The sequence below is a fragment of the Polaromonas sp. CG_9.11 genome, assembly GCF_015752225.1.
Classification (GTDB): Bacteria; Pseudomonadota; Gammaproteobacteria; order Burkholderiales; family Burkholderiaceae_C; genus Polaromonas.
In genome coordinates, this window is record NZ_JADOVE010000022.1 from 20250 (window position 1) to 33302 (window position 13053).

14 protein-coding genes are annotated in these 13053 nt (G+C 61.6%); 10 read left to right on the top strand and 4 right to left on the bottom strand.

What is annotated here, in order from left to right:
- Positions 1-26: 26 nt before the first annotated feature.
- The 4 genes from fliI to fliF are packed head-to-tail and all read right to left on the bottom strand — an operon-like array spanning position 27 to position 4899.
- Complete coding sequence (gene fliI, locus IWX85_RS16825) at positions 27-1439, bottom strand: flagellar protein export ATPase FliI (RefSeq protein ID WP_196870485.1); 1413 nt, start codon at positions 1437-1439, stop codon at positions 27-29.
- Positions 1436-2218, bottom strand: a complete 783-nt coding sequence (fliH, locus tag IWX85_RS16830) for a flagellar assembly protein FliH (RefSeq protein ID WP_081932368.1) — start codon at positions 2216-2218, stop codon at positions 1436-1438. The genes fliI and fliH overlap by 4 nt, the downstream gene beginning before the upstream one ends.
- Positions 2211-3203, bottom strand: coding sequence for a flagellar motor switch protein FliG (gene fliG, locus IWX85_RS16835; RefSeq protein ID WP_196870486.1), 993 nt, complete (start codon positions 3201-3203; stop codon positions 2211-2213). The genes fliH and fliG overlap by 8 nt, the downstream gene beginning before the upstream one ends.
- A complete protein-coding gene (fliF, locus tag IWX85_RS16840; RefSeq protein WP_196870487.1) occupies positions 3196-4899 on the bottom strand; it encodes a flagellar basal-body MS-ring/collar protein FliF in 1704 nt (567 codons plus the stop codon). Before fliF ends, fliG begins: the two co-directional genes overlap by 8 nt.
- A 305-nt stretch (positions 4900-5204) precedes the next feature.
- On the opposite strand from fliF, the gene fliE reads away from it, so the two are divergent.
- From fliE to flhC, 10 genes are all read left to right on the top strand, one after another.
- Positions 5205-5522: a flagellar hook-basal body complex protein FliE gene (fliE, locus tag IWX85_RS16845; RefSeq protein ID WP_196870488.1), complete on the top strand. Its 318-nt coding sequence runs from the start codon at positions 5205-5207 to the stop codon at positions 5520-5522.
- A gap of 430 nt (positions 5523-5952) precedes the next feature.
- Complete coding sequence (locus IWX85_RS16850) at positions 5953-7191, top strand: FliC/FljB family flagellin (RefSeq protein ID WP_196870489.1); 1239 nt, start codon at positions 5953-5955, stop codon at positions 7189-7191.
- A 171-nt stretch (positions 7192-7362) separates the two neighbouring features.
- On the top strand, positions 7363-7785 hold the full coding sequence (locus IWX85_RS16855) for a flagellar protein FlaG (protein ID WP_196870490.1): 423 nt from the start codon (positions 7363-7365) through the stop codon (positions 7783-7785).
- A gap of 57 nt (positions 7786-7842) precedes the next feature.
- Positions 7843-9309, top strand: a complete 1467-nt coding sequence (gene fliD / locus IWX85_RS16860; protein WP_196870491.1) for a flagellar filament capping protein FliD — start codon at positions 7843-7845, stop codon at positions 9307-9309.
- A gap of 10 nt (positions 9310-9319) precedes the next feature.
- Complete coding sequence (gene fliS, locus IWX85_RS16865) at positions 9320-9796, top strand: flagellar export chaperone FliS (RefSeq protein ID WP_196870492.1); 477 nt, start codon at positions 9320-9322, stop codon at positions 9794-9796.
- Between the two features lie 3 nt (positions 9797-9799).
- Positions 9800-10144: a flagellar protein FliT gene (locus IWX85_RS16870; RefSeq protein ID WP_196870493.1), complete on the top strand. Its 345-nt coding sequence runs from the start codon at positions 9800-9802 to the stop codon at positions 10142-10144.
- 105 nt (positions 10145-10249) lie between these two features.
- The gene (locus IWX85_RS16875) at positions 10250-11491 is read left to right on the top strand and encodes a flagellar hook-length control protein FliK (protein ID WP_196870494.1); all 1242 of its coding nucleotides are present in this window, start codon (positions 10250-10252) and stop codon (positions 11489-11491) included.
- Positions 11481-11786 (top strand): EscU/YscU/HrcU family type III secretion system export apparatus switch protein, encoded by a 306-nt coding sequence (locus IWX85_RS16880; protein ID WP_231379885.1) that lies wholly within the window; start codon positions 11481-11483, stop codon positions 11784-11786. The genes IWX85_RS16875 and IWX85_RS16880 overlap by 11 nt, the downstream gene beginning before the upstream one ends.
- A gap of 268 nt (positions 11787-12054) precedes the next feature.
- Positions 12055-12372, top strand: coding sequence for a flagellar transcriptional regulator FlhD (gene flhD, locus IWX85_RS16885; RefSeq protein ID WP_036805039.1), 318 nt, complete (start codon positions 12055-12057; stop codon positions 12370-12372).
- Between the two features lie 63 nt (positions 12373-12435).
- Positions 12436-13053, top strand: a complete 618-nt coding sequence (flhC, locus tag IWX85_RS16890) for a flagellar transcriptional regulator FlhC (protein ID WP_196870495.1) — start codon at positions 12436-12438, stop codon at positions 13051-13053.

The following is a 13053-nucleotide window of genomic DNA, read 5'->3' on the forward strand; positions in this document are numbered from 1 at the left end:
GTGCCTTGGGCAGGGGTTGAAAGGGGCTAGCGGGCATTGAAAATTCCATGCAGCTGGCTGACGGACGCGGCGTAGTCGGCGCGCTCGTCCATCGTCTGCTGCAAAAAGGCTTCGATCTTTGGGTACAGCGCAATCGCCTTGTCCAGTTGCGCGTCATGGCCGGGCGCATAGGCGCCCACGCTGATCAAATCGCGGTTGCGCTGGTAGCGCGACAGCATCTGCTTGACGCTGCGCACCGATTCAAACTGCGACGGCTCGATCAGCGCCGTCATGGCCCGGCTGATCGACGCCTCGATGTCGATCGCCGGGTAGTGGCCCGATTCGGCCAGGCTGCGCGACAGCACCACATGGCCGTCCAAAATGGCCCGGGCCGAGTCGGCAATCGGGTCCTGCTGGTCGTCGCCTTCGGTCAGCACGGTGTAGAAGGCGGTGATCGAGCCGCCCTGGCCTTCGGCATTGATCTCGCCGTTGCCGGCGCGCTCGACCAGCGCCGGCAGCTTGGCAAACACCGACGGCGGGTAGCCTTTGGTGGCCGGCGGCTCGCCGACCGCCAGCGCAATCTCGCGCTGGGCCATGGCATAGCGGGTGAGCGAATCCATGATCAGCAGCACGCTTTTGCCCCGGTCCCGGAAATACTCGGCCAGGCACGTAGCATAGGCCGCGCCCTGCAGTCGCAGCAGCGGCGAGGTGTCGGCCGGCGCCGCCACCAGCACGGCCCGGGCCATGCCTTCCTTGCCCAATGTGTTGTCGATGAAATCCTTCACCTCTCGGCCACGCTCGCCAATCAGGCCGACGACGATCACGTCGGCGCTGGTGTAGCGGGCCATCATGCCGAGCAGCACGCTCTTGCCCACGCCCGAGCCGGCAAACAGTCCCATGCGCTGGCCGCGCCCCACGGTCAGCATGGCGTTGATGGCGCGCACGCCGACGTCCAGCACGTCCTTGATCGGCGCGCGGGTCAGCGGATTGACCGGCGCCCGCGACAGCGGCACTTCCTGGTCCACATCGAGCGGCCCCAGGCCATCGAGTGGCCGGCCGGACGCATCGACCACGCGGCCCAGCATGCCGTCGCCCACCGGCAGTCGCTTGGTGCGCGGGCCAGCGCCGCCGGCCGGCGACTCCGGCGCATACACGCGGGCACCCGGCAGCAGGCCGTCGACCACGCTGAGCGGCATCAGCAAAATGCGGTCGCCGGCAAAGCCGACCACCTCGGCTTCGGCGGTTTTGTCTGGGTAGCCGGGCGGCAGCTCGATCAGGCAGTCGCTGCCCACCGGCAGGCGCAAGCCCACCGCTTCAAGCACCAGGCCCACCGCGCGCGTCAGCCGTCCGTAGGTGCGAACCGGCACCGTCAGGCCAACCGCCACCCGCGCCTCGCCCAGCGCCGACTGCCAGGCAGACAGGTGCGGATTGGCGTCGGCGCTCACGGGTTGTTCCGTCATGCCGGTTCGGCGCTTTCGGGCGCCGCCAGGTTTTCAGGGGCAGGGTGGCGCACCAGCGCGGCGCTGACCCGCTCCCAGCGCGCTTGAACGGTTGCGTCGCGCTCGCCGCTGTGGGCCATGACCCGGCAGCCGCCGCGTGCGATCTGCGCATCGGTCCGAACGCGCCAGCCGGCGGCTTTCAGGTCGTCGGCCAGCAATTCCTTCACCATCACCGCATCGTCGGGGTGCAGCAGCAGTTGCGGTGCGCCGGACAGGCTGGGTTCGGCCTGCAGCAGCTCATGCACCACGGCCAGGATGGCCTGCGGCTCGGCGGCCAGCGCCTGGCCCAGCACCTGCCGGGCAATGTCGAGCGCCAGCGCCAGCAGGTCATCGGCGACGCTGTTCTGGGCCAGCTGCAGGGCGGCGGGCAAGGCCTGCGCCAGGGCCAGCAATTGCGCGGCCTGTGCCTGGACGGCTGCCAGTCCGGCGGCATGGCCTTCGGCCAGTCCGCGTGCATGGCCTTGCTCGCGGCCTTCGGCTTCGCCAGCCTTGTGGGCCTGAAGCCGCAACTCGGCCAGTTCGGCCTCGTCGATCTGCGTGACTGGCACGAGCGGCGCCGGCTCCGGCGGCGGTGTCGTCAGGTCGCCGGCGGAGGCATCGGAACTTTTCGCAAACGAGGCCATTTCCCAGCGTTCCCAGGCGGTTTGCGCTGCCTTGGTGGCGGGCGGCTGCAGTGCAGCCGATGCTTGTGGCAGGAATTTGCCGGCATTGAACCGGTGAAGACCGGGTTGGCTAGACATACGCGTCGTTGCCCTGGCCGCCCAGCACCAGCTCGCCCGAATCGGCCAGGCGGCGCACGACCTGCAGGATGCTCTTTTGTTCTGCCTCGACCTGCGAAACCCGCACCGGGCCGCGCATTTCGATGTCTTCGCGCAGCATGTCCGCCGCCCGGGTGGACATGTTTTTCAAGAACTTGTCGCGCATTTCCTGCGGCGAGCCCTTGAGCGCGATGATCAGCGACTCCGACTCGATTTCCTTGAGCAGCAACTGGATGCCGCGGTCCTCGATCAGCAGCAGCTTTTCGAACAGGAACATCTCGTCGATGATCTTCTGCGCCAGCAGCTCGTCCTGCGCGCGAAGGTGCTTGATCACGCTTTCTTCCTGCGTGCTGTTGATCAGGTTGACGATTTCCGCCGCCGCCCGCACGCCGCCCAGGCGGCTGCGCTTGGTGCCTTCCCCTGACAGCATGGTGTTCAGCACATCGGTCAGTTCCTTGAGCGCTGCCGGCTGCACGCCGCCAAAGGTGGCGATGCGCATGACCGCATCGTCGCGCACCCGCTCGGGCAGTTTTTCCAGCACCGCGGCGGCCTTGTCGCGGTCCATGTGAACCAGCAGCGTGGCAATGATCTGCGGATGCTCGTCATGGATCAGCTCGACCACCTCGCTGGCTTCCAGGTGGTTCAGCCGGTCGATGCCCGTGGCTGTCTCGCTCGGCTCGAAGATGCTGTCGAGCAGGGTCGCCGCGCGGTTGTTGCCCAGCGCCTTGTTCAGCACCGTTTTCAGGTAGTTGCCGGAGTTGATGTGAATCGCCGAGTACTGCTCGGTTTCGACCCGGAACTCTTCCAGGATGGCATTGGCTTCCTCGCGCTTGACCTGCGTCAGCTTGCCCATGGCCTCGCCCAGAAGATGGATTTCAGACGGCGACATGTGTTGCAGCACGCTGCCGGCGCCTTCCTCGCCCAGCGACATCAGCAAGATGGCGCTTTTTCTCAGGTGTTTAGTCATCTTTTTCCGCCATCCATTGCTTGATCAGCATGGCCACGACCTGCGGGTTCTTTGCCGAGGTCTCGTGCGCGTACTGAATGTTGTCGGCATTGCGCTGCTCGCGCCGTTCCCGGGCTTCGGCCTGGCGGCTTGCCGTAGTCTGCGCCTGCGACGGCGGCTGTTCCACGGTGCCGGGGGTTGGCAACGTTTCTTCGTCTTGTTCTGCCTGCAGCGGGGCCAGCGGGTGCAGGTGCTTGCGCAGCAAGGGCCGAAGCACGGCAAACCATGCAAACAGCGCCAGCAGCGCCACCAGCAGGTACTGTCCGCCGGCCTTGGCCAGCTCGATGTTCTCGGGCTGCTTCCACAGCGGCAGTTCAACCGCTTCGACGGTGTCGGAGGCAAACGCGCTGTTGACCACGTTCAGCGAGTCGCCCCGGTCGGCACTGAAGCCCATGGCTTCCTTGACCAGGTTGTTGACCTGCTCCAGTTCGCTGGCCGTCAAGGCCTTGGCCACGCGCTTGCCCTGCGCATCGGTGCTGCCCCGGTAGTTGACCACCACCGCCACCGACAGCCGCTTGATGCCGCCAGCGCCTTGCTGCACGTGGCGGATCGAGCGGTCCAGCTCGTAGTTGATCGTGCCGTCCTTGCGGGCAGTTCCCGGCGGGGGTGGGGCTGGTGCCATTGCCGCCGTCGTGGCTGTCTGGCCAGCCGCTGCCGGAGGAGCGATGGGCGCCACCGGATTGACCGGCGGCTGGTTGCTCAGCGCGCCCGGAACGCCGCCGGGCGGGTTGGCCCCGGTCTGGCTGGAATCGCTCGACTGCTGGCTGCGAATCGCCGCGCTGCCCGGCGTCTGGTTGGGGCGGTATTTCTCATCGGTGTTCTCGACCACCGAAAAATCGATCTCCGCCGCCACCTGCGCATGCACGTTGGCCGTGCCCATGAGCGGCTGCAAGATGGCCTCGATGCGCCGGATATAGCCCTGCTCGATTTCCTGGGCGTATTTCAATTGGCTCACGTCCAGGCCGCGCGTGCCCGAATTGGCCGCCGACAGCAGATTGCCCGCCTGGTCCACCACCGTGATGCTCTTGTCCGACAGCTCGGGCACGCTGCTGGAAATCAAATGGACGATGGCGCTGACCTGGCCCTCGTCGATGCTGCGCCCCCGGTGCAGCGACAGCACCACCGACGCGCTGGGTTTTTTCTGGTCGCGCACGAACAGCGACGGCTTGGGCAGCGCCAGGTGGACCCGGGCCGACTCGACCGCCGAGATCGAGTTGATCGAGCGCGCCAGCTCACCTTCGAGCGCCCGCTGGTAGTTGATCTGCTCGGCAAACTGGCTGGTGCCGAATTTCTGGTTGTCCATCAGCTCGAAGCCGACCGTGCCGCCCTTGGGCAGGCCTTCGGCAGCCAGGCGCAGGCGCGCTTCGGCCACCTTGCCCTTTTCCACCAGCAGGGCGCCGCCGCCTTCGGCGAACTTGTACGGAACGTTCATTTTCTGCAGCGAGGCGATGATGGCGCCGCCATCGCGGTCCGACAGGTTGCTGTACAGCACGCCGTAGTCGGGCTGGCGGCTCCACATCCACAATGCGGCCATGACTGCCACGGCAAATGACGCGCCAATGATCAGCGGCAGGCGCGGGTTGGCGCGCAGCTGCTGCAAAAAAGGCAGGGCGCCAGGCGCTGCCTGCGCGCCAGTTCCGGCGGCAAGGGTGCTCATGCGTTACCGGTCCAGCGCCGCGCGGCGCAGGTCAACAGCGCGCAGAACGGGCAGGCAGGACAGGCAGTGCGGCAGGGCGAGGGGTGGCATACAACGTGTGGTGAGGAGAGGTAAAGGGGCTGGCCCGTGCATTGCGGCCAGGGCACCCCGGCCTTGTTGAACAATTGTCAGAGTGCCGGCCCGCGCTTGATCGGCTGAATAGCCGGGGCTTTTGCCATCTTTTGGCACGATGCGGCCGCAGGGGGCGCTGGTACGCTTCAGGCCATCCTCAGCCATGGGCGCGTTTGCCGCCCGCCCCACACACCATGTCCATTTCGTCCATTGAATCCGTCCTGCAGCAAATGCGCGCCCTGGCCCCGTCGATGGGCGCCGCGCCGGCATCCGGCGGCGAAGCGGCGGCCGGCGGTTTTGCCGGCGAGCTGCAAAAATCGCTGGCGCGCATCAGCGGTGCGCAGCAAAGCGCCTACGGCCAGGCCGAGGCGTTTGAAATGGGCAAGCCCGGCGTGGCGCTGAACGACGTGATGGTCGACATGCAAAAAGCCAACATCGCGTTCCAGACCGGTTTGCAGGTGCGCAACAAGGTGGTTGCTGCTTACCAGGAAGTCATGAACATGTCGGCTTGAGGCGGGTTGCTCTGTTATTCATAGCTGCTTGCGCTTATTCTGCATGCGCTGTAGCCGTATTTAATATAAATTTTCAGCCGTCGGGCTGAAAAAACCACCAAGGCCGTGCGTGGAAGGCCACCAAGCGCCATGATCCTGCAATGCGCAAGGTCAAACTGAAGATGCTCTTATATTCATAGCTGTTCAGGCTGAACAGACCAGCGCTACAAGCCTTTTTGATCAAAAAAGCAGGAATTGCTTTGCCGCTGGCCCACTGAAAGAGGGCTGTTTCGGAAAAACATGAAAATTATTTGTCCCCAGCCCTAAAGGTTTTCCGGGCACTGGCCGATAACTTAAATAACGGTGGCTTGTTGACTGCTTCTAGCAGGCAAGTCCAACGTGACGGCGAGTCAGCCGGTGTCCATCAACTTTAGTACACAGGAGCCACACCATGGGCCAAGTCATCAATACCAATTCGCTCTCGTTGCTCACACAGAACAACCTGAACAAGTCGCAAGCTTCGCTGAATACCTCGATTCAGCGCCTGTCTTCCGGCATGCGCATCAACAGCGCCAAAGACGACGCTGCGGGTCAGGCCATTGCCAACCGCTTCACCGCCAACATCAAGGGCTTGACGCAAGCCCAGCGCAATGCCAATGACGGCATTTCACTGGCGCAAACCACTGAAGGCGCGTTGAACGAAATCAACACCAACCTGCAGCGCGTGCGCGAATTGACGGTGCAAGCTACCAACGGCAGCAACTCCAACGCTGACAAGGCTTCGATCCAGGCTGAAATTACCCAGCGTATGGCTGAAGTCGACCGCACGTCGACCCAGACCGACTTCAACGGCGTCAAGGTTTTGTCTGCATCGGCCAAGCCTTTGAATGTTCAAGTGGGCGCAAATGACGGTGAGACCATTGCAATTAATCTCACGGAAATCAGCTCCAAAACGCTGGGAATGCAAAACTTTAGCGTGAGTGGTCCTACTGCTACCAATCTCACTACCGGTAGTTTTGATGGCGTTCAGGCAACTGCTGCAGGCCAAGCACCTACAGCAGCTCAACTGCAAAGTTTCTATGGTGCGACAACAGCTGTCACTACGACTGTCGTTGCAGAAAAATCTACCGATACGTTGTCTACCGCTCTGGGTATGGCTGCTGGCGGTGCCACCTTAACCGGAAATGCTGTTACAGACAAAAATGGCAGTTTGTATGCTGAAGTCAAAATTACGCCGGCTTCCGCTGGCGAAGCGTCTTCGTTGGTAAACCAAGGTTTCACAGGTGCAACCAGTGGTACTGCCATGTACCGTTATGTGGCGCTTGACCCACAGTCTGCTGTCACGGCAACAACCACCGCTACCTTTACGATCGATACATCGAAGATTACTGCTGCCAGTATGAGCATAGGTGGTACCGCCAAGCCATTAGCAGCCATCGACGCAGCACTGAAAAAAGTGGACGATCTGCGCGGTTCACTGGGTGCGGTGCAAAACCGCTTTGACTCGATTATTTCCAACCTCGGCACCACCGTCACCAACCTGTCTTCTTCACGTTCGCGTATTGAAGATGCAGACTACGCAACCGAAGTGTCGAACATGACACGTGCGCAGATCCTGCAGCAAGCCGGTACCTCGGTGCTGGCCAAAGCCAACCAGTCGACCCAGGGCGTGATGTCTCTGCTGCAATAAGCAAGCGGATTTGTCAAGGGCTGGCCCTTGACGACAGTAAAGCGGCGGCCCAAGGGCTGCTGCTTGCAAATTGGTCAGGCAATCAGGTCTATCCACCTGATTGCGCTTCCCGGTCCCGCCTTGTGAATTTACTAGGCGTGAGCGGATAGCGCATTTGACGGGAGAAGCAAAATGTCGATTTCAACAGGTCCGGTTGGCGCAAGCAGCGGCTTGCAGCACAGCCAAAAAACAGCACAGCTCGCCGTGGCTGGCAAAGACGCGTCTGGCGCGGCATTCAAGCCAACAGCAGGAATTGCGAATGCTGACCTGTCCGGCGCGCCAGCCGTCAAGCGTGCTGCCGATGCAAAGGACGGCGACGTTGTCAAACCCAGCGCCCTGCATGTGCAGCAATCGCTGGACGATATCAACAAGGTGATGGCCACCTTGTCGATCAGCGTGCAATTCAAAATTGATCCCGACTACAAAGAGCTCATCATCAACGTGGTTGACGAGGACACCGGCAAGCTGATTCGCCAGATTCCGACCGAAGAAGTGGTGAAGATGTCCAAGGCGATGGACAACCTGAAGGGGCTGTTGTTTGCCCAGTCGGTGTGACAACGCCGGGCAGACAAACTTTTTCCCGGCCAATGGATAGAAAAACCAGGAATCAATATGGCAGCAGTTTCTTCTCTTGGCATTGGCTCCGGCCTTGATTTGAATGCCTTGCTGGCAGGCATCAAGGCGGGTGAGCAAGCGCCGCTGGCCGCGCTTCAAAAGCAGCAAACCAGTTACACCACCAAGCTGACGGCCTATGGCCAGCTCAGCGGCGCCTTGAGCGGCTTGCAATCTGCCGCTGCAGCCTTGGCAAAACCCGAATTGTTTCAGGGCGTCAAGGCCAGCTCGACGGCGAGCGATGTGCTGACGGCGACGGCCCTTTCCACGGCATCGAGCGGCACCTACAACTTGAATGTGACGCAGTTGTCGCAAGCGCAGTCGCTGGCAACCACCGGCCAAGCCACTTCCAGTGCCAATATTGGCGATGACTCGACAGCGACCCGGGTACAGTTTGAATTTGGCACAACGTCGGGCACGGCTTTTGCCGGAGATGCCACGCGCACCCAATCGCTCGACATCGACCCTGCGCACAGTTCGCTGGCCGACATTGCCAAGGCGATCAATGCAAAAACCACCCTTGGGGTGACGGCTTCGATCGTCAACGACGGCAGCGGCAGCCCATTTCGCCTGGTGTTGACCTCGACAAAAACCGGCGAAGCCTCCAGCATGCGCATCACGGTTTCCGGCGATCCGGTTGACCCTGCCCAGCCTGATGGTGCGCGTGGTCCGGGCGATGCTGCTTTGTCTGGCTTGCTGACGAATGACCCGGCGGCGTCAAAGACGCTGCAGCAAACCGTGGCCGCCCAAAATACCAAACTGACCGTGAACGGCATTGCGATCACCAGCGCCACCAACAGCGTGACGGGTGCCATTCAGGATGTCACCCTGTCGGTGTCCAAAATCGGCACCACCACCGTGTCGGTGCAGCAAGACAGCGCCAGCGTGCAAAGCGCGGTCACCAATTTCGTTTCGGCCTACAACAGTTTACAAAGCGTCGCCAACAGGTTGACGGCGTTCGACCCCGCCAGCAAATCGGGGGCGGTTTTGCTGGGAGACTCCACGCTGCGCAACATCCAGATGGGTATCCGTTCAGCGCTGACCACGGCCCAAACACCCGATGACAGCGGCCTGACGATGTTGTCCCAAATTGGCATTTCATTTCAGAAAGACGGCACGCTGGCCATTGATTCGAGCAAGCTCACGGCTGCGCTGGGCAGCAAAATGAGCGGCGTGGCCCATCTGTTTTCTGGCGGCGCTGGCGGCTTTGGAACCAAGATGTCTGCGTTGGTTGCCGGCTATACCGATACCACGGGCGGTGTGTTGACAGCGGCTACCAAAGGCATCAACAAGACGCTGGATTCGCTGGCAAAACAATACTCGGCGACGTCGGAACGAGTCGAGGCAACGGTTGCGCGCTACAAGGCGCAGTTCACACAGCTTGACACGATGATGAGCAGGATGAACCAGACCAGTTCCTACCTGACGCAGCAATTCGATTCATTGAACAACAGCAACAAAAAATAAGGCCAATTCCATGTACACACGCACAGCAGCGCCCGGCGCCGGCGCACGGAGTTATGCCCAGGTGGGCCTGCAGTCGGGGGTGATGAGCGCGTCGCCGCACCAGTTGATCACGCTGCTGTTTGATGGCGCCAAGACCGCCATCGCCATGGCCCGCCACCACATGGCGCAAAAGGAAATCGCCGCCAAGGGCCAAGCGATTTCCAAGGCCATCAACATCATCGACAACGGGCTGAAGGCCAGCCTGGATGCAGAAGCCGGCGGCCCGGCGGGGGCCGAACTGGTGGCCAACCTGTCAGCGCTGTACGACTACATCAACCAGCGCCTGATGCAGGCCAACCTGCGCAACGACCCGGCGCTGCTGGACGAGGCGGAACGGCTGCTGGAAAACATCGGCTCGGCCTGGCGCGAGATCGATCCGCAAAAATTGCAATCGATGCCTGAAGCGTCGAATGACCATGCCGCCCCACGTTTTTCTGCAGGAGCCTGATCCATGAGTTCTCAAAGTGAAGTGATGCATTGCTACGAGCAAATTGCCACATTGGCCGAACAGATGCTGTCGCTGGCGCGCACCTGCCAGTGGGGCGAGTTGCCAGCGCATGAAGCGATGTACAGCGGCATGGTGGACCGGCTGAGGCAAATCGAGCCGCTGGAGTCGCTGCATGAAGAGCAGATCGGGCGCAAATACCTGCTGCTCAGCCGCATTGCCACGCACCAGGACGAAATCTCCAGCCTGGTCATGCCGCAACTGCGCCATTTGGGTGAAATGATGCGGAATCTTGAGCAGCAGGAAAGCCTTCATAAAGTCTACGGCCAGCATTCCGACATACGCATGTGATTTCATTTTCACCCGGCGTGTCCTGGCCTGGATGTGGCCGTTGCCGTGTCCGGCAAGGTCCTGTCTGCGGTTTCGCGCCCGATCTTGTATTGAAATGGAAACCCGATGAGTGGCCTGACGCCTCTGGTTGACACGCTGCTGGCCACCCGGCTGGCCCAGCGGGTGGACCTGGTGCCGCTCAAGCCCGAAGTGCAGGTGGCCGGTCCGGGACCGGTCACCCAGGTCGAGGAAGTGATCAACGACGTCCGCCTGCCCTCGCGCGCGGCCGCGGAGCAGGAATTGGGCATGGGTCCGCTGAAAAGCGGCTTGCGTGGCCATGGCGACTTGGCCGCACGGCCCGACCAGGCGGTGACCTTGAGCGCGGCGGCACGTGCGGTCAGCGCCATCCTGGATGACCAGACGGGCGCATTGACCCGGGTCATCGGCAGCCGCCCGCTGCTGGCGTCGGCGCAACTGCCGCCATCTGCGGTGATTGCCGAAACGCTGGCCCGTACCGTCAGCCATTCCGGCCTGTTCTACGAGTCGCACCTGGCGCAGTTCGCTGCCGGCACGCGCTCGCTGGCCGAACTGGCGCAGGAACCGCAAGCCCGCCTTGAGGAAAGCCTCAAGGGGGCGCCGGTCCAGCCGGGCTTGCCAAAGGCTTCTGGACGGGATGGCGAACGGGCCATGGGCCTGGCAAACAGCCACGCCGCCCAGCCTGTCGTGCTGCAGGCAGACGAGGCGGAACAGCGCGGCAGCAGCAAGCCCGGTGTCGCAGCATTCCTGCCGGCTACTGACCCGGATTCAGGCCGGCATGCCCCAGGCCTTGACGCGGGCCAGGCACACAAGAATGCCTACGCGTCCATGCAAGAGGACGGTACACCCAAGGCTGCGGCGAAAAGTTACGAAGAAAATGCGACGCATGCGGCACGCAGCAACGCGCCTGCGCTGGCGGGCATTCATCAGGATGCGGTGGCCCTGGTGCGCCAGCAACTCGAACTGTTGGCGCAACCGGTATTTCGGTGGAGCGGCGAAGCCTGGCCCGCCGTGCCCATGGAGTGGGAAATCCATGAGGACGAACGCCAGGCCGCCACGGGGGACGAGGCCGTGCCGCAAAGCTGGAGCACGCGGCTGGCCTTGACGCTTCCGACGCTCAAAGACATTGAAGTGCGCATCAGCCTGACCGGCAATGCCTTGCAGGTTCGCCTGGCTGCCAGCGAAGACGGCACCCAGGGCCGGCTTCATGACGCCCGTGCTGAACTGCCCGCACGCCTGAGTGCGCTGGGACTTGAACTGACAAGCCTTCACATCGGCTCGCTTGCGGCTCTTGCCGACGCGAACACGCCGAGAGCCGACGATGGCACCTAGCCCTGCCGGTGACGATCCGGCTGGCCCCGGCATGGCCGACCGGCCCAGCGCCATCGCGCTTTCCTATGCCAACAAGAACCGGGCGCCGCTGGTGGTGGCCAAAGGCTATGGCGCCGTGGCCGATTCCATCGTCCAGCGCGCGCGCGACAGCGGCCTGTACGTGCATGAATCGCCGGAACTGGTCAAGTTGTTGATGCAGGTCAGCCTGGACGACGAAATTCCGCCGCAGCTGTACCTGGTCGTCGCCGAAGTGCTGGCCTGGCTGTACCGGCTCGAACCTGGCACTTCCATCTAATCCCGATTCATGGATTTTTCATGATTTTTCATGAATTGATGAAAACGATGCGGATTTGAAACAATATAAATTAAAATGTGACAGACATGTAAAAGTCTCTAGAATCTGACAAAAGCAAAGTTACGGATTTTCTTGCGATTAAAAATCGTACAGTTTGGAAATTCTGGACTGTTCTTCGATTTATTTGGTTGTGAATTGAATTGAATTGAATTGAATTGAATTGAATTGAATTGAACTTGTCGCTTAGTCAGAGAAAAGGAACATACACATGGCTGAAACTGCTAATACTAATGAAATTGGTGATTTGAACCTGACCTATTTGCTGCTGGCGCAACGCCTGGTGCGGGAAGACGTTGCCACCGCCATGTTTCGGCTGGGTCTGAGCCGGGAAGTGGCAGATTTGCTGGGCAATCTGTCGCTTTCGCAAATAGTGAAACTGGCGGCTTCGAGTCTGTTTTTATGCCGGCTGCGGTTTGACGACCAGCCAATTTTGTCGGCCCTGACACAGGACGGCAAAAGCCTGCCCTTGCAGCAGGCGCACGCGGCCATTGTGTTGTCCGGCCAGCGAATCGACGCCTTGCAGTGATGTTACAAATCGCGTCTTCCGGTTTCTCAAAAATGGTTAACCAATCTAAGGGGGAAAGTCTACATGGTTGCTAAAAGCGTCATCCGCGAAGCACGCGAGATCCATCTGGCGATTGACCTGATCAAGCTGGGCGCCCGCCTGCAGTTTCTGGAAGCGGAGACGACGCTGAGCCGGGACCGCCTGATCAAGCTGTACAAGGAAATCCGGGGGGTCTCGCCACCCAAGGGCCTGCTGCCGTTTTCCACCGACTGGTTCATGACCTGGCTGGCGAACATTCATTCTTCGATGTTCTACAACATTTACCGCTTCATGGTCACGCATGGCGACTGCGCGCGGATACCGGCGGTCATCAAGAGCTATCGGCTGTACCTGGAGCAGGTCGGACAGCAGGGCGCCGAGCCGATCCTCGATTTCACGCGGGCCTGGACGCTGGTGCGATTTTTCGACAGCGACATGTTGCAGCTGAGCACCTGCACGCGCTGCACCGGACTCTTTGTCGCCCATGCGCACGAACCGCAGAACCATTACGTCTGTGTGCTGTGCCGACCGCCATCGCGTGCTGGCAAAACCAGCAAGGCACCGCGTGCGGTGCTGGCGCAGGCTGCCACGTCCAGGCAAGCGACGCCTGCAACGTCGCCGTCGCAATGGCTGGCCGATGTGATGAACGGTGCCCGAGCCTGA